The 15,442-nt window shown below is 66.4% G+C and carries 13 protein-coding genes; 9 read left to right on the top strand and 4 right to left on the bottom strand.

Annotated elements, in window-relative coordinates; translation table 11 throughout:
- Window positions 1-27: 27 nt before the first annotated feature.
- From N2K98_RS07075 to N2K98_RS07045, 7 genes are all read left to right on the top strand, one after another.
- The gene (locus N2K98_RS07075; protein WP_255798055.1) at window positions 28-474 is read left to right on the top strand and encodes an urease subunit beta; all 447 of its coding nucleotides are present in this window, start codon (window positions 28-30) and stop codon (window positions 472-474) included.
- Window positions 474-2,198 carry an urease subunit alpha gene (gene ureC / locus N2K98_RS07070; RefSeq protein WP_257794425.1) on the top strand — a complete coding sequence of 575 codons (1,725 nt, stop codon included), beginning with the start codon at window positions 474-476 and terminating at the stop codon, window positions 2,196-2,198. Before N2K98_RS07075 ends, ureC begins: the two co-directional genes overlap by 1 nt.
- A gap of 120 nt (window positions 2,199-2,318) precedes the next feature.
- Window positions 2,319-2,897 carry an urease accessory protein UreF gene (locus N2K98_RS07065; protein ID WP_260554129.1) on the top strand — a complete coding sequence of 193 codons (579 nt, stop codon included), beginning with the start codon at window positions 2,319-2,321 and terminating at the stop codon, window positions 2,895-2,897.
- 80 nt (window positions 2,898-2,977) lie between these two features.
- On the top strand, window positions 2,978-3,613 hold the full coding sequence (gene ureG, locus N2K98_RS07060; RefSeq protein WP_255798058.1) for an urease accessory protein UreG: 636 nt from the start codon (window positions 2,978-2,980) through the stop codon (window positions 3,611-3,613).
- A 77-nt stretch (window positions 3,614-3,690) separates the two neighbouring features.
- Window positions 3,691-4,707 (top strand): urease accessory protein UreD, encoded by a 1,017-nt coding sequence (locus tag N2K98_RS07055; RefSeq protein ID WP_255865324.1) that lies wholly within the window; start codon window positions 3,691-3,693, stop codon window positions 4,705-4,707.
- A gap of 26 nt (window positions 4,708-4,733) precedes the next feature.
- Entirely contained in the window at window positions 4,734-5,909 is a 1,176-nt protein-coding gene (locus N2K98_RS07050; protein ID WP_255798060.1) for a HoxN/HupN/NixA family nickel/cobalt transporter, read from the top strand.
- Window positions 5,906-6,835, top strand: a complete 930-nt coding sequence (locus N2K98_RS07045) for an urea transporter (protein WP_255865322.1) — start codon at window positions 5,906-5,908, stop codon at window positions 6,833-6,835. Before N2K98_RS07050 ends, N2K98_RS07045 begins: the two co-directional genes overlap by 4 nt.
- 24 nt (window positions 6,836-6,859) lie before the next feature.
- Here the strand turns inward: N2K98_RS07045 and crcB are convergent, their stop codons facing one another.
- The 4 genes from crcB to N2K98_RS07025 all read right to left on the bottom strand — a co-directional run bounded on the left by crcB (window position 6,860) and on the right by N2K98_RS07025 (window position 13,523).
- Window positions 6,860-7,237 (bottom strand): fluoride efflux transporter CrcB, encoded by a 378-nt coding sequence (gene crcB / locus N2K98_RS07040; protein ID WP_255865321.1) that lies wholly within the window; start codon window positions 7,235-7,237, stop codon window positions 6,860-6,862.
- On the bottom strand, window positions 7,234-7,692 hold the full coding sequence (locus N2K98_RS07035) for a fluoride efflux transporter FluC (protein ID WP_255865320.1): 459 nt from the start codon (window positions 7,690-7,692) through the stop codon (window positions 7,234-7,236). Before N2K98_RS07035 ends, crcB begins: the two co-directional genes overlap by 4 nt.
- A 341-nt stretch (window positions 7,693-8,033) precedes the next feature.
- Entirely contained in the window at window positions 8,034-11,618 is a 3,585-nt protein-coding gene (locus tag N2K98_RS07030; protein WP_255865319.1) for a S41 family peptidase, read from the bottom strand.
- Between the two features lie 51 nt (window positions 11,619-11,669).
- Entirely contained in the window at window positions 11,670-13,523 is a 1,854-nt protein-coding gene (locus N2K98_RS07025; RefSeq protein ID WP_308219821.1) for a protein kinase domain-containing protein, read from the bottom strand.
- Between the two features lie 146 nt (window positions 13,524-13,669).
- On the opposite strand from N2K98_RS07025, the gene lipB reads away from it, so the two are divergent.
- On the top strand, window positions 13,670-14,398 hold the full coding sequence (gene lipB / locus N2K98_RS07020) for a lipoyl(octanoyl) transferase LipB (RefSeq protein WP_255865317.1): 729 nt from the start codon (window positions 13,670-13,672) through the stop codon (window positions 14,396-14,398).
- Complete coding sequence (gene lipA, locus N2K98_RS07015) at window positions 14,395-15,399, top strand: lipoyl synthase (RefSeq protein ID WP_255865316.1); 1,005 nt, start codon at window positions 14,395-14,397, stop codon at window positions 15,397-15,399. The genes lipB and lipA overlap by 4 nt, the downstream gene beginning before the upstream one ends.
- Window positions 15,400-15,442 lie beyond the last annotated feature (43 nt).

The following is a 15,442-nucleotide window of genomic DNA, read 5'->3' as shown; positions in this document are numbered from 1 at the left end:
CGCTGCGCCGCAAGGGAAGGAAAAACCATGCTGGGCAGCCCCACCTACCACCACAAGCAAGAGGACATCGAGATCAACGCTGGCAGGCCAAGCGTCACTCTGCTGGTGAGCAACACCGGCGACCGGGCCGTGCAGGTCGGCTCGCACTTTCACTTCTTCGAAACCAACAAGGCGCTTTTGTTCGAACGCGAACTGGCCTACGGCATGCACCTCGATGTGCCGGCGGGCACCGGAATCCGCTTCGAAGCAGGTGACACCCGCGAGGTGACCCTCACCGCCTACGCCGGAAACCGGCGGGTCATTGGCTTCAACAACCTCGTCGACGGCGGCCTCGACTCTGCGGCCACGAAGATCCGGGCCATGGCGCGGATGAAGGAACTCGGATTTTCCGACGGAAAACCGAGCTCCAAACCCAGTGCAAACAACGCGGGCCCTGCAGCACAAACGGGCCGCCCAGAAGAGGGGAAGAAGTGATGGCGAAAATCTCGCGTAAGCAGTATACCGATCTCTTTGGTCCGACCACCGGCGACCGGGTCCACCTGGCCGATTCCAATCTGGTGATCGAGATCGAGAAGGATTACAACGAGGGCCACTACGGTGATGAGGTGGTCTACGGCGGCGGCAAGACCGCACGTGACGGTATGGCGGCCGATCCCCAGGCAACTTCCGCGGAAGGCGTGCTTGACCTGGTGATCACCAACGCAATCATCCTGGACCCGGTGCTGGGTGTCATTAAGGGCGACATCGGTGTGCGTGACGGCAAGATCGCCGGTATCGGCAAGTCCGGCAACCCGCACACCCAGAGCGGAGTCGATCCGCGCCTGGTGGTTGGCCCCGGGACCGAACTGCTGGCCGGCGAGCACTTCATCGCCACCCCCGGCGGCATCGACTCACACGTGCACTATATTTCGCCGGAACAGGCGCTGGCTGCCCTCTCCAACGGCATCACGACCCTCTTCGGCGGCGGCACGGGACCCACCGACGGCACCAACGGCGTCACCACCACTCCCGGCGTCTGGAATCTCGCCCGGCTGCTGGAATCGGCCGAAGGGATGCCGGTCAACATGGGCTTCCTCGGCAAGGGGAACGGCTCGCTGCCCGATGCCCTGATAGAACAGGTCGAGGCCGGCGCATGCGGACTCAAGGTACACGAGGACTACGGCACGACGCCGGCTGCGCTCAGCAACGCACTCTCCGTGGCCGATGACTACGATGTGCAGATCTCGGTGCATACAGACAGCCTCAACGAGGCCGGTTATGTGGAGAACACCCTTGACGCCATCGACGGCCGCACCATCCACACCTTCCACACCGAGGGTGCCGGCGGCGGCCACGCCCCGGACATCATCAAGGTGGCCGGCCACCCGAACGTGCTCCCGTCCTCGACGAACCCGACCCTGCCCTACACCGTCAATTCGGTGGATGAGCTGCTCGACATGGTGATGGTGTGTCACCACCTCTCCCACGACGTCCCCGAAGACGTCGCCTTCGCGGATTCCCGGGTGCGGGCCGAGACGATCTCCGCGGAGACGGTTTTCCACGATGAAGGGATCATTTCGATGGTCTCGTCCGACTCCCAGGCAATGGGTCGCATCGGCGAATCGTTTATGCGCACCTTCCAGATCGCCCACCACTGCAAGGACCAGCGCGGCGCACTGCCGGAGGACAGCGGCGACAACGATAATTTCCGGGTGCTGCGCTTCCTCGCCAAGATCACGATCAACCCGGCCATCACCCAGGGCGTGTCCGACTACATCGGCTCCCTGGAGGATGGCAAGATCGCCGACATCGTGCTTTGGCCGATCCAATCCTTCGGTGCCAAGCCCCGGCTGATCGTCAAGGGCGGCTTGATCAACTGGGCACTGATGGGTGATCCGAATGCCTCACTGCCCACCCCGCAGCCCGTGTTTTACCGGCCTATGTTCGGTGCGCAGGGCAAGGCGCTGCAGAGCACACGGGTGACGTTCATGTCGAAGGCGGCCATCGACAAGGGCGTGCCGGAGCGGCTCGGACTCGAGAGCCAGGTGCTGCCGGTGCAACGCTGCCGCGGCATCGGCAAGGAGCACATGGTCCGCAACAACGCGACGCCTGTGATCGAGGTGGACCCGGAGACATACGACGTGACGTACAACGGCACGCTGGCCACCATCCCGCCGGCCCAGTCCCTGCCGATGACCCAGCTGTTCTTTCTCGCGTAGGGACACGGCATGTCGGATGTACGCCAGTTGCTGACCAGCCTGCAGTTCGCTGACTCGGCGTTTCCCAGCGGCTTCTACACGATGTCGCATGGGCTCGAGGGTTACAGGCAGGCGCGGCTCGTGTCTGCTGACGGAGTGCAGCAGCTGCTGGCCGATCTGCTGCTGCACTCCGTCGGCCCCGGGGACGCAACGGCACTTGCTGCAGCGCACCGCGCCGCGGCAGACGGCGACATCGAACTTGTGCAGGAGGTCGACCAGCGGCTGTTCGCCTCGAAACTGAACGCAGAAATGCGCACCGCCTCCGTACGCAGCGGCCACCAGCTGATTGATCTGGGGGCCGAATTGATTGACCAGGGACTCCTCGCCGAGTATGGCGAGCGGGTACGGCTGCGTAGCACACCCGGTTGCCAGCCGGTCGCGGCGGCGGTGGTGTACGCAGCCAACGGAGTCGCGACCCGGCAGGCCGTGGCATCGGACCTGTTCGCCTTCTCGGCGAGCTTCGTCGGGGCAGCCCTTCGCCTGAGGCTGACCGACCACCGGCAGGCGCAGGCCATCCTGCTTCAGACATCCCCTGTCATGGAGCAGGTGACGGAGGCCGCCCTGGAGCGCAATCTCACCGATCTTGGCGGCTTTGCGCCCATGGCGGATGTCATGTCAGCACAGCATGAGAGGGCCGAGGCACGCTTGTTCGCCAGTTAGGACGGCAGCCCGGACCCGAACGGAACGGCGCCGATGAGCGCCCACATGAAAACAGCAGATCCACTGGAAACGAGGACTTCATGAGTGAGAACGTGTTGAGGATCGGCATCGGCGGGCCCGTGGGCAGCGGCAAGACGGCGCTGACGGAAGCGCTGGTGCCGCTGTTGATTGAGGCCGGGCGCACCCCCGGCGTCATCACCAATGACATCTATACCCAGGAGGATGCCCACCACGTGCGCAGGGAGCTGGCCGGCATCCTCGACCCCGAGCGGGTGATGGGCGTCGAAACCGGCTCCTGTCCGCATACGGCCGTGCGCGACGATCCAACGATGAACCTGGCCGTCGGCGCGGAGATGCTGGAACGGTTTCCCGACATCGACACGCTCATTTACGAGTCGGGCGGCGACAATTTAACGCTTACCTTCTCACCGGCGCTTGCCGATGTGTTCGTGTTCGTGCTCGACACCGCTGAAGGCGAGAAGATGCCGCGCAAGCGCGGTCCCGGCATCACCGACAGCGACATCCTGGTGATCAACAAGATCGACATCGCGCAGTATGTCCGCACCGACCTCAACGTGATGGAGTCCGACGCACACCGGGTACGCGAGGATCGGCCCGTGGTGCTGACCAATTCACTCACCGGGTTCGGCGTCGATGAACTCCACCAACAAATCATGTCGCAGTGGAACGGTGCCAGAACCGAGCTCATAGGATGACGCTCAGGGCTACGGATCCGCGAAGCGCACCGGCACCCGCCGGGAACACCGCGGCGGGTGCCGTCGGTCTCGCGGGCGTGAGCCCTCTCCCCCGTCCGCCGGTTTCCGGCGACGCCGGGCGGACGGCACCGGGCACGGGCGGCTACCGGCTGGATCCGGCGTTTTATGAGCCAGGCCGGGTGCCTGCCGAAGTTCGGCGGCACACCGAGGAAGAGTGGAGGAACCTCCCCGTCGGCAGCCCGGGCAAAGTCGGCATTCTGCAGCTTGGGTTCGCCTGCAACCGGGGCCGTACCGAGCTGGTGCAGCACTACCAGAAGTCGCCGTTGCAGATCATGCATCCGCTCTATTTCAACCAGCTGCGCCCCGACATGGCTTACACCTACCTGATGTCCTCAGGCGGCGGCATTCTGCAGGGAGACCGGCTGCGCACCGATTTGGGCTTCGGCCCCGGCACTTCGGCGCACATCACCACTCAGACCCAGACCAGGGTCTACCGCATGGACCACGACTACGCCTCCGCGCTGATGAACATCACGGTAGAAGAAGGCGGGTATGTGGAGTACCTGCCCGAGCCAGTGGTGCCCTTCGCTGCTTCGCGCTATTACCAGCAGACATCGGTGGTGATCGACGAGTCGGCAACCTTGCTGCTCGGCGACACCATGTACGCGGGCAGGCTCGCCCGCGGGGAGCGGCACGCCTACGATGTGTACGCCTCCGACCTCGAGGTGCGGCGGCCGGACGGCAGGCTGGTTGCCCTCGACCGGGTTCGGCTCAGCCCAGGAGCGGGAGCCGACGGAGCAATCTCCGGCGTCGGCGGGCTGGGCGTGCTTGCCAACCACGATGTGCTCGCCATGCTCTACGTCTTCACGCCCCTTGTTCCGGCGGCCCAGCTCGCCGATACCCTGCACCGGGCGCTCACCGAGAGCGGCGGTGACCTGATCTTCGGGGTGAGCACATTACCCGGCGATGCCGGTGTGTGGATGCGCCTGGTGGGCAACGACACCGTAGCTGTGGCGGCCGCAAACACTGCCGCTGCATCAGCGGTGCATGAATTGCTGACTGGGAAGCGGGCACCCGTAATCCGAAAGAGCTAGAGAGGGGTGTGACGGTGCGTAACAACATGCAAGAGGAAGCCGCGACGCAGGGGCGCTCCTACCGGGCACAGGTGGTGCGTGCCTTCATCCCGGTCGTGCTCCTGCACATTGCGGGCTTCGGACTGTTCTTCTTCCTGGTCGAGCCGCTGCATCTGCAGCTGGGTTCCTCCGTCTTCGGGGTGGGCATTGCAGTGGTGGCGTATGTGCTCGGCGTGCGGCATGCCTTCGACGCCGACCACATCGCTGCAATCGACAACACCACCCGCAAACTCGTGGACCTGCGCAGGCCGGCCGCCGGCGTCGGGCTGTTCTTCTCCCTCGGTCACTCCACCATCGTCTTCCTCATGGCGGCTCTGCTGGCGCTCGGTGTGAGCTGGGCAGTGGGGCTCAGCGACGACGGCAATGCCGTCCGCAATGGTCTCGGTGTCTTCGGCACGGTCGTCTCCGGAGTCTTCCTGCTGCTCATCGGACTCATCAATACCGTGGCGTTCATCGGAATCCTCAAGGTCTGGCGGGCCTCGCGCAATGGCGACCTCGACGAACTGGAGCTGGAGCGGCACCTGCAGGGCCGAGGCCTCATCAGCCGCCTCATCCGGCCGATGCTTCGGACGATCGACCGCCCGGGGAAGATGTATGCCGTTGGCTTTTTGTTCGGACTCGGCTTCGACACCGCCAGCGAGATTGCCCTGCTGGTGCTGGCCGGAACCGGGGCAGCGACGGGGCTTCCCTGGTATGCCGTCCTCTGCCTGCCCCTGATCTTTGCCGCAGGCATGAGCCTGTTCGACACGCTCGATTCAGCCGTCATGGTGAAAGCCTATGGATGGGCGAGCGTCAACGCGGTTCGCAAGCTGTACTACAACCTCACCATTACCGGGCTCTCAGTCATGATTGCCGTCATGATCGGCGGCATTGAGCTGGTCGGGTTGCTGAATGAGAAGCTCGGGCTGCGGGACCCGCTCACCGGGTGGGTAGCTGCCATCGACCTTGAGAACGTGGGCTACATCGTCGTGGCCACGCTGATACTGGTCTGGTTGACCTCTACCGCGTACTGGAGGTTGGGTCATGTGGAGGAGCGATGGGCGCTGGCGAGCGGCGGGGCCGGCACCGGAGGCGGTACGAGGGCACCGGGCCGGCCGGAGGTGGGGCAGGAGCCCGGGAAGGGCGCGCCGCCTGACGATGCCCCGCGAACGGAGCACATATGAGCAGCGCCGGTACGGCATCACCGACCCCATCCATCTCCAGTGCGGGCTGGCTGAAGGGCTGGGGCCAGGGGCTGTCGCAGATCTTCTTCCAAAGCAATATTTACACGGCGCTGCTGATCCTGGCCGCCTTCGTTGTGGCCGACTGGCGCATGGCCGTGCTCGTGCTGATTGGCTGCGCGGGAAACACGGTGGGAGGGCGCCTGCTCAAGGCCGATTCGTCCTCGGTGACATCAGGCCTGGAAGGTTTTTGCGGCGCCCTTGTTGGGGCTGCGACGTTCTCAACCATTGGGGGTCAGTGGGCGGCGTATCCCATCGCGCTCATCGGCGGCTTACTCTGTGCCCCGGTGACGTGGCTGGTGGTTGCACTGTTCACCAAGACACCACTGAGGGTGTTCTCCCTGCCGTCCACGACGGCACCGTTCTGCATCGTCGCGACGGGCATACTGCTCAGCACGGAGGCACTGCACGTGACCTCGGCGCCGTCGGCCACCATCGATTCCGAATCGCTCGCCTTTGCACGCTCCCTGCTGACGAATGTCTCTGAAGTGGTACTGATCAACAACGTCTGGTCGGGGGCACTCATTCTGCTTGGCCTGTTCGTCGCGAGCTGGAAAGTAGGGCTGGCCGGGTTGCTCGGCAGTGTGGTGGGCAGCTTGTGCGCCCTGGCAATGGGAGAGGCCCTCACCGAGACGGCCAACGGCCTGGCCGGCTACTCCGGTGTACTCACCACGATTGCCCTCGCCGTGGTCTTCCTCCGCAGCAGCACGCTCTCGTGGATTCTGGCCGTGATCGGAACGGTGGTCACTGCGGTGGTGACAGTGATCATGCACGATCTTTCAGCTCCCACCTACACCTGGCCGTACATCCTCACCACATGGGTGTTCCTGGTGATTGCCCACTACATTCCCGCGGCCAAGCGCACCTGATAGACAGCCACAGCGGCATTCGCTTTACAGCGCCGCCCCCACCCATAGGCCGATCGCGGCGGCCGCCACCGAGAGCACGAGCATAACCACGCCGCTGATGAACGACGCGCCATGGCGGCCCTGTTTGATCAGCTGCACCGTCTCGTAGCTCGCCGTGCTGAAGGTGGTGTAGCCGCCGAGGAATCCGGTGCCGATGATATAGCTCAGGTCAGTCGGCACCAGGTGCACGAAAACGACGCCGGTGAGCAGGCCGAGCACGAGGGAGCCGGAGACGTTGATGATCGTCGTCGCCCACTGGAACGACGTCTTGAGGTGGTCTCGGATCAGCCCGTCCACGATGAACCGCACCACGGCGCCGAACCCGCCGGCCAGCGCCAGCAACAGGAAAATCCCGGGGGTCATGAGCCAGCCTCCTGCCCGCCGTTGTCCCGCCGGCCCGGACCTCGGGCATTGATGCCGCTCGCCACGGCGATGCCTGCCCAGGTGGCGCAGGCACCAACAAGCACCGTGCCAAAGGCATAGATCAGTGCGGCCCCGGGCAGCCCGTCGCGGAAGAGCACGGCGGTGTCGGTGGCCAGCGAGCTGTAGGTTGTGAAGCCGCCGCAGAAACCGGTCCCGAGCAGCAGCTTGAGGTTCTTGCCGGTCGGCTCGCTGCCCATGCGGGTGACGGCCTCGTAGAGGTAGCCGAGCAGAAAGGCGCCGACCACGTTGATGATCGGGATAGCCACGGGCACCTCACCCAGGTTCGGGATGAGGAGTGTGAGGCCCTCGCGGCTGGCCGCACCGGCGCCGCCGCCGAGGAAGACGAGGGCGATGGGTGCCCAGCGCAGGTGCGGCGGGCGGATGCCGGTGCTCATTCCCCGGTCCCGGGTCGGGAACCGTCGGCGCCGATGGCGTGGCCGTCCGAAACGCCGACGGCGACCGGGTGCTTCTGCGGGGAATTCGAGCTAGCGCCCATGTTTTCGAGCCTACTCCTGCGGCCACCTGCCGACAACGCCGGTAACCGGGCTATCCATCGAGCGGCCGGCATAGGCACCGCAGGAGGCCCGGTGACACTATCGGCCAGGCGCCGAGGACAGCCGGGCGGGGGCCGGAACGGGAGCACCACGCCGCCGGTCCGCCGCCTGTCGTACCGGGTTCAGACGCTCGGGGTACGCCAAAGGCCCGGCTCCCCCGAGCCGGGCCTTTGGCGTGGATGTCAGTGCCGGTTGTCCCTGGTTCCGTCGGTGCTGCCCGTGCCTGCCGATACCGGGGCCGGAATCGACAGGTCAACGTTCTCCTGCACGCGTTCCCCCTCCCGGTCCTGCGGGCGCGGCGGCAACGGGGCGGGCTGCAGGACGGGGTAGCCCGTCATGGCCGGGGGCTCGTCCGTCGGCAGCTCGGAAAGCATTTCGCGCAGGATGCCGACACCGTGTTCCAGCTGCGGGTCGTCCCCGGACACATAGGCGTGCGGCGGGAAGGCAACCTCGATGTCCGGCTCCACTCCACGGTTTTCCACGCCCCAGCCGGCACCGCCCGTGAACCAGTAGGCGTGCCGCGGCTGGTTCACCGCGGTTCCGTCCACCAGGCTGAAGCGTCCGTCGATTCCGACGACCCCGCCCCAGGTGCGCGTGCCGACTACCGGGCCGATGCCCCGCAGCTTGGAGACCTGGGTGACGATGTCGCCGTCGGAACCGGCAAACTCGTCAGTGAGGATCACTACCGGCCCCCGCGGAGCATGTGACGGGTAGGGTGTGGGCGTGCCCGCTCGAGGGTTGCTCCAGGCCGTGACCTTCCGCCCGATCAGCTCGGCAACCAGCTGGGACGTGTGCCCGCCGCGGTTCCGCCGGACGTCGACCACCAGGCCGCGCAGGGACGCTTCCTGGTCCAGGTCCCGGTGCAGCTGCGACCACCCGTTGGCCATCATGTCGGGGATATGCAGGTAGCCGAACTCACCGTTGGAGGCTTCCCGCACGATGCGGCGGTTGGCGCTGACCCAGTTCTGGTAACGCAGGCGTTCCTCGCTTCGCAGCGGAACGACGGCGATCCGCCGCTGCTCCGGTGCGCCGTCCTTGCCGGCGGACACAACAGTCAGTTCGACGGTGCGGCCGGCGGCACCGGCGAGCAGGACTGCCGGTCCCTCGTTCGCCGGAACCGGCTGCCCGTCCACTGCGGCAATAACATCACCGGGGTGAACGCCGGCTCCTGGAGCCGTCAAGGGAGACGTGGCCTCCGGATCCGAGGACTCGGCCCCGAGGATCCGGACCACTTCCCACCCGCCGGCCCCGGGGCGCAGATCGGCGCCGAGGAAACCCTGGCCCCCGGATCCCTGTTCAGTGACCGGCGCGGGAGTGACGTAGGCGTGGGAGGTGCCTAGTTCGCCATGCATTTCCCACAGCAGGTCCACCAGGTCGTCATGGCTGCCGAGGTTCTGCACCAGCGGGCGGTACCGGGCGTGGACGCCTTCCCAGTCCAGCCCGCCCATGTCCGGAGCCCAGAAGAAGTCCCGCTGCAGGCGCCACGCTTCGTCGAATGCCTGACCCCACATCTTCACGGGATCGATCCGGACCCGGATGCGCTCCAGGTCAACGCGGACGTTGTCGGCCGAGTCCTCCTCCACCCGGGCGGCAGCGGGGACCATCCGGACGCTGCCCTCGTGGCGCAGCACTATCTTGGTGCCGTCGCCGCTGACTTCGAAATCGTCCAACGCCGGAACCAGGACGGAGACGTCCTTCTTCGCCAGGTCAAAGCGCTCCAGCCGGGAGGCCGGATCACGGTCCGCGGCCGAAGCCCGGCCGTCGCCGGTCACCCCGTAGATGTCGGAGGCCAGCCAGAGAAGTCCGCCCTCTGCCGGCCGGAGTTTTTCGTAGCGCCCCTGAGGTACCGGCACGGCGATCAGGCGGTCGCCGATCCGCTCGGCGTCCACCTGCACCGGCGCCACCGTGTCCTGTGCCGCGTCTGATTCGGTTGCGGACTCCGCCGTGGCTTTGGAAGCAGCGATGGAAGTCCCGGACACCGACGGGCCGAACGGCGAAGGCGTCCCGGCTGCCAGTGCAACGAGGAACGGTTTCGTGGAGGACGGGAAGCTGAGGTCGAACCGGTGGGTGTCGTACACCGGGTCGAAGCTGCGCTCCGAAAGGAACGCCAGGTAACGGCCGTCAGTGGTGAACGAAGGATCATGGTCGGTAAACCGGCCGTCGGTTATATCGATCACGGGGGCTGCCGTATCCCGCACGGACCGCAGGCGGATCCGTGACCGTCCCTCGCCGCTGGAGGGTTCGGCCCAGGCCAGCCACTGCGAGTCCGGAGAGAAAGCCAGCTGGTCGACGGCACCGAAGCCGGTGGACGCAACGGGGAACAGCTCGGCCGTGGCGACGTCCAACACAAACACTTCACCGTATTCGGTGGAGACTCCCACGTGCTGTCCGTCCGGGCTGGGAACGAGCTGGCTGACGCGGGTCGGGCGGCCGAACCCTACGCGGACGACGCCGGCGGCGGCGTCGGCTGCGGCACCCTCCTGCGCACCTGCGCCGTGTACCGCGGCGTTGCCCGTTCCGGCGTCTCCGGCTCCGTCACCGATCTCCTGGGCGGCCGGAACGGCAGCACCGGTCGCGGACACCGGGCTGGGCAGAACCAAACCGTCGCCCTCACCGGCACCGGCAGCAGGAATCCCCACCCCTTCCTTGGCAGCCGCACTCGCCGTATCCGCGGGAAGGTCGGCAAAAACATCCTTGATGTAGATCGCTTCTTCTCCGTTGCGGTCCGCCACGTACACGGCACGGGACCCGTCCAACGGCCTGCCCAGACGGGCGCGGACGGCCGAGTCTGCTTCGATCACGCGCGACGGCCCGTCCCGGTGGGTCAGCCAGTGCAGGGTTCCGTGGCTTTCCACCACGCTGGCGGTTCCCTTGGTATCCGGAACAACCGCTGACAAATGCTTTGCGACGTTAAGGGGACGCGGCCGGCGGGCAGTGCGCGCCGAGCCCAGGACGATGTCCAGCGGCTGCGCTTCGGCGTCCAGCGAAGACAGGAGCCAGATACGTCCCGCCGATTCATACACGATCCGACTGCCGTCGGAGGAGGCGTGACGAACATAGAAGCCTTCGAAGTCGGTGTGCCGGCGAAGATCGTTCCCCTGCGGCGTCACGGAATAGAGGTTGCCGTAGCCTTCATGGTCCGAAAGGAAGACCACCCGGCCGTCGATCCACATCGGGTCCGACAGGTTGCCGTCCAGTTCCGGCACAAGGCGAAGGAATTCTCCATTGCCGTCGGCGTCGATCCAGAGCTTTCCCGCGGTCCCGCCGCGGTAGCGCTTCCACCATGCCTGCTCACGGGTGAGCATGCTCCCGATCACCATCGGGCGTTCGTCGCCGACTGCGGGTCCTTCAGCGATGGTCTCCACCGGGCCGTACGGAAGCTTCACCGGCGCCGTGCCGTCGAGAGGAACCGCGAATGCCCAGCGCAGCCGGGTGTCCTCCTGCTCCACTGAGCAGGTGGCAATGACGTGTCCGGCGGAGTTGAATCCCTTGAGCCGCGTGCTTTGGCTGCCCCAGAAGGTCAGCTGCCGGAAGTTCCCGCCGTCGACGTCGGCCGTGACGATTTCCGGGGCACCGCCCTGGACCACCTGCCAGGCCAGCCGGCTCCCGTCCGGGGAGAACTTCGGGCTGCGGGCGGGCAGCTGCATCGCGGAAACCCGCCACGCGCGGCCGCCGCTGACGGGAGCCATCCAGACATCGTCTTCGGCGACAAAAGTGAGGAGGTCCCCGTGCAGATCGGGGTAACGGAGGTATGCAGTTGGACTCATGGAATGATCCTATCTTTCGCCAATGACTTGTCCGTGTAGCCAGCAGCTTCACTATGGAGCCAGGATCCGGCTGATCCGCCATTGTCCCTCGTTCCGCACCAGCACCAGCAGCACCTCCTGCTGCTGTGCTGGTGCGGAACGCAGCACCGCCCCGGCGCTGTCAACCTGCGTGTAGCCGGAAACCTGCATCCGAACCCGCAGTTCGGCCGTTGCCGTTTCCTGCGTCGTCGGAGCAGTCCGACTGCCGTCCACCACGGATACCTCCATGGCCAGGCCGGACAGGGCCTGCCCTTCCGCAGCCAGCCGGGCGACCTGGTCCTGGTCCGCCTGCAGCGCTTCTGACCCCGGAGCATTCACATGGTGAAGCAGGGCGGGGTCCCCGCTGGTAAAGGCCCTGCTCCGCAGTTCGGCGAGCGCGGGCAGGGCCTGCGCGGGGTCCTCGGCCGCGGTCTCTGCCAGGAGTGTTTCCACGGTTTCTGCGGTTTCCCGCGTTGCGGGCGGTGCTGGAGCTTCGGCCGTCGATGCGCCGGGCTGCGAAGGTGCCGCCACCGGTGCGGAGGTGCTCGGGGCACCCCGGGAACCGCCGGGTGAACCTTCCCGCTCACCGGCACCTGCACCACGGGCACGCAGGAGATCAGGGGCGGCGAGCGCTATGCCGGCAAGCAGCAGGACCGCAACAACCACCACTGTGGCTGCCACGGGAAACACCCGGCTTCCAGCGGGGGAACTGCGGGATACGCGGCGGCGTCCTGCGTGCTGACGGTCCAGCCTGTCCCTTCCCCACCGGCTGATTCCCGCTGCACCCGGCACTCCGCCTCTTCCGTTCGCCTGCCTACGTCCGCGATCGTGCCTGCTTCCGTTCGCCTGCCTGCTTCCGCGACCCTGCCTGCGTCCAAGTGCCCTGCTGCGTCCCCGTTCCGGTTCCGGCCCGCCAGCTCTTCCGGACGGGCCACGCTTCCGCCACCGGCGTGTCCGTTTCTGAGTCGCGGACCCGGCGGAGCCGGTCCGGCGCGTCAGCAGTTCGGGATGGACATCCGGATGGACAGCGGCCACCAGGTCCACGGGCAGCGCGGGAGCGCCCCGGTATGCCGCCGCCGCAAATTCCCCAGCTGCGGGCCGTTCGGCGGGATCCTCCGCCAATCCCGCCTCCAGCAGGGCCGGCAACTCCCGGCCCACGTCCGGGACCAGAATCGACAGCGGGGGACGGTCGCGGCTGGGCGGCGGAGTGCGTCCGGTCAGCAGAAACCAGCCCACCGCCGCCAACGCATACACATCCATTGCCGCACCCAGCCCGGACCCTTCCCCGTCAGCGGCCTCCGGCGCAGCGAACCCGTGCGTCCCCGGCCGCTTCACCCCGGGCTCCCCCAGCAGTCGCCCCGACCCAAAGTCCGCCAGCAGCGGCCTGCCCTCCGAGGTGAACAGGATATTTCCCGGAGATACGTCCCCGTGGGCCGCACCCCGCGAATGGAGATATCCCAGGGCTTCCGCTATCCCCACGAGGATGCTGACCGCTTCTCCGGGCTGGACCGGCCCCCGGGCGGCCACCAGACCCGCCGCGCTCCCGCCGGCCGCGTATCCGCTGAGGAGCCCCGCGCCGTGATTCGTCTCGACCACCGCGTGCATCCGCAGCAGATGCGGGTGCTCCAGGCGGGCAAGAATATTGACTTCCCGTCGGGCTTCGAAGGCGTTGAGTGCCCCTTCTGCCCCGGTTGCCGGGACTTTGAGCGCGAACGGAGCGCCGTCGTCGTCCCGCACAAGCCACACGGCAGCGCTGCCGCCCATTCCCAGCAATCGCTCTACGCGGAAACCCGGCACTTCGGGTGCAGCAGGCGCGGGAGGCAGTGGAATACCGCCACTGGCTGCGGAATCTCTCGCCGGGGGTTCCACGGGCTGGGTCGTGTCCATGAAAGCAAAGTCTTACCCTCCGCCCGGTCCGCGGAGCAGTTATCCACAGGGTAGCGGGACGGGTGCGGGACGCCGGGGAACTGCGCCGGCCGGGCACGCCTGAAGTGTGGTCCACATTACGTCTATGGAGGTCTAGGCTAGGGGCCATGGCTTTGGAGTTCACCCGCGTAGGCCTGTCTCCGCACTACGTGGAATATTCAGCAGGCTGGGACCTCCAGCAGCAGCTGCACCGGCAGGTTCTTGAGGGCAAGGCACCGAACACGGTGCTGCTGCTTGAACACACCCCTGTCTATACCGCCGGGCGGCGTACCGAGCCGCACGAGCGGCCTTTTGACGGAACTGAAGTGGTCAACGTGGACCGCGGAGGGAAGCTGACGTGGCACGGTCCGGGACAGCTGGTGGGATATCCGATCCTGAAGCTCTCCGATCCCGCGCGTGTGCTGGCCTATGTTGACGCCCTGGAAGCGGCTGTCATCAGCGTGCTGCAGGACTACGGAATCCCCGGGGTCCGCGTCGAAGGCCGTTCGGGGGTGTGGGTCCGCGGAGACGGGCAGCCCTTCGGACTTCCGGACCGGAAGATTGCAGCCGTCGGCATCCGCGTCCACCAAGGCGTCACCATGCATGGATTTTCGCTGAACTGCAGCAATGATCTGGCGCCGTACAGCCAGATCATTGCCTGCGGCATCAGCGACGCGGGAACCACGTCAATCAGCGCCGAGACGGGACAAGCAGTGTCCCCGGCCGACGTCGTCGCCCGCGTGGAAGACGAACTTGCCGCCCGTGAGGCGGACCTGACCGGCACCACCCCCTCGAAGAACTCCCCCGGCATCGGCGCCGTCCCTGCCGGCAGCCGGCCGAAAGGAGCCCTGCTGTGACCCTCGCCCCTGAAGGACGGCGCCTGCTGCGCATTGAACAGCGCAACGCCGCCGTCCCCGTGGAACGGAAGCCCGAATGGATCAAGGCCAAGGTAAACATGGGCCCTGAATACGTGGAGCTGAAGAAGCAGGTCAAGAAGGAAGGCCTGCACACCGTCTGCGAGGAAGCAGGCTGCCCCAATATTTTCGAATGCTGGGAGGACCGTGAAGCAACGTTCCTCATCGGCGGGTCCGAATGCACCAGGCGCTGCGACTTCTGCCAGATCGACACCGGCAAGCCCTCGCCGCTGGACCTGATGGAACCCACCAAAGTCGCCCGCTCGGTCCAGCAGATGAACCTGCGCTACGCCACGGTCACCGGTGTGGCCCGCGACGACCTCGAGGACGAGGGTGTCTGGCTCTACGCCGAAACGATCCGCAAAATCCACGAACTGAACCCAGGCACCGGCGTCGAGATCCTGATTCCGGACTTCTCCGGGAAAGTGGAGCACATCATCGACATCTGCGAAGCCCGGCCCGAGGTCTTCGCCCACAACGTGGAAACGGTTCCCCGCCTGTTCAAGCGGATCCGGCCTGCCTTCCGGTACGAGCGCTCCCTGGACGTCATCACGCAGGGCCAGAACATGGGCATGGTCACCAAGTCCAACCTGATCTTGGGCATGGGTGAGACGCGTGAGGAGATTTCCGGAGCTCTGAAGGACCTGCGGGACTCCGGGTGCGACCTGATCACCATCACCCAGTACCTGCGCCCCAGCGAACGTCATCTGCCCGTGGACCGCTGGGTCAAGCCGCAGGAATTCGTCGAAATCAATACCGAGGCGGAAGAACTGGGTTTCCTCGGCGTGATGAGCGGTCCCCTGGTTCGCTCCTCCTACCGTGCCGGAAGGCTCTGGGCTACGGCCATGCGCCGCAAGGGACGCGAACTGCCTCCGCAGCTGGCCCACATCGAGGATTCCGGGAGCACGCTCCAGGAAGCCTCCTCCATCCTCGCCCGCAGGTGACGGCGGCCCGGTCCCCCGGGCACTGCGCCAACCCCTGTGTACC

This window comes from Arthrobacter jinronghuae (genome assembly GCF_025244825.1).
In the GTDB taxonomy this organism is placed as follows: Bacteria; Actinomycetota; Actinomycetes; order Actinomycetales; family Micrococcaceae; genus Arthrobacter_B; species Arthrobacter_B jinronghuae.
This window is presented reverse-complemented; position numbering and strand designations above follow the sequence as displayed.

What these genes read in the sequence shown, in the direction of transcription:
- N2K98_RS07075 (WP_255798055.1), top strand. Translation starts at nt 28, where the DNA reads ATGCTGGGCAGCCCCACCTACCACCACAAGCAAGAGGACATCGAGATC.
- ureC (WP_257794425.1), top strand. Translation starts at nt 474, where the DNA reads ATGGCGAAAATCTCGCGTAAGCAGTATACCGATCTCTTTGGTCCGACC.
- ureG (WP_255798058.1), top strand. Translation starts at nt 2,978, where the DNA reads ATGAGTGAGAACGTGTTGAGGATCGGCATCGGCGGGCCCGTGGGCAGC.
- N2K98_RS07050 (WP_255798060.1), top strand. Translation starts at nt 4,734, where the DNA reads ATGCAAGAGGAAGCCGCGACGCAGGGGCGCTCCTACCGGGCACAGGTG.
- N2K98_RS07045 (WP_255865322.1), top strand. Translation starts at nt 5,906, where the DNA reads ATGAGCAGCGCCGGTACGGCATCACCGACCCCATCCATCTCCAGTGCG.
- crcB (WP_255865321.1), bottom strand. Translation starts at nt 7,237, where the DNA reads ATGACCCCCGGGATTTTCCTGTTGCTGGCGCTGGCCGGCGGGTTCGGC.
- N2K98_RS07035 (WP_255865320.1), bottom strand. Translation starts at nt 7,692, where the DNA reads ATGAGCACCGGCATCCGCCCGCCGCACCTGCGCTGGGCACCCATCGCC.
- N2K98_RS07030 (WP_255865319.1), bottom strand. Translation starts at nt 11,618, where the DNA reads ATGAGTCCAACTGCATACCTCCGTTACCCCGATCTGCACGGGGACCTC.
- N2K98_RS07025 (WP_308219821.1), bottom strand. Translation starts at nt 13,523, where the DNA reads ATGGACACGACCCAGCCCGTGGAACCCCCGGCGAGAGATTCCGCAGCC.
- lipB (WP_255865317.1), top strand. Translation starts at nt 13,670, where the DNA reads ATGGCTTTGGAGTTCACCCGCGTAGGCCTGTCTCCGCACTACGTGGAA.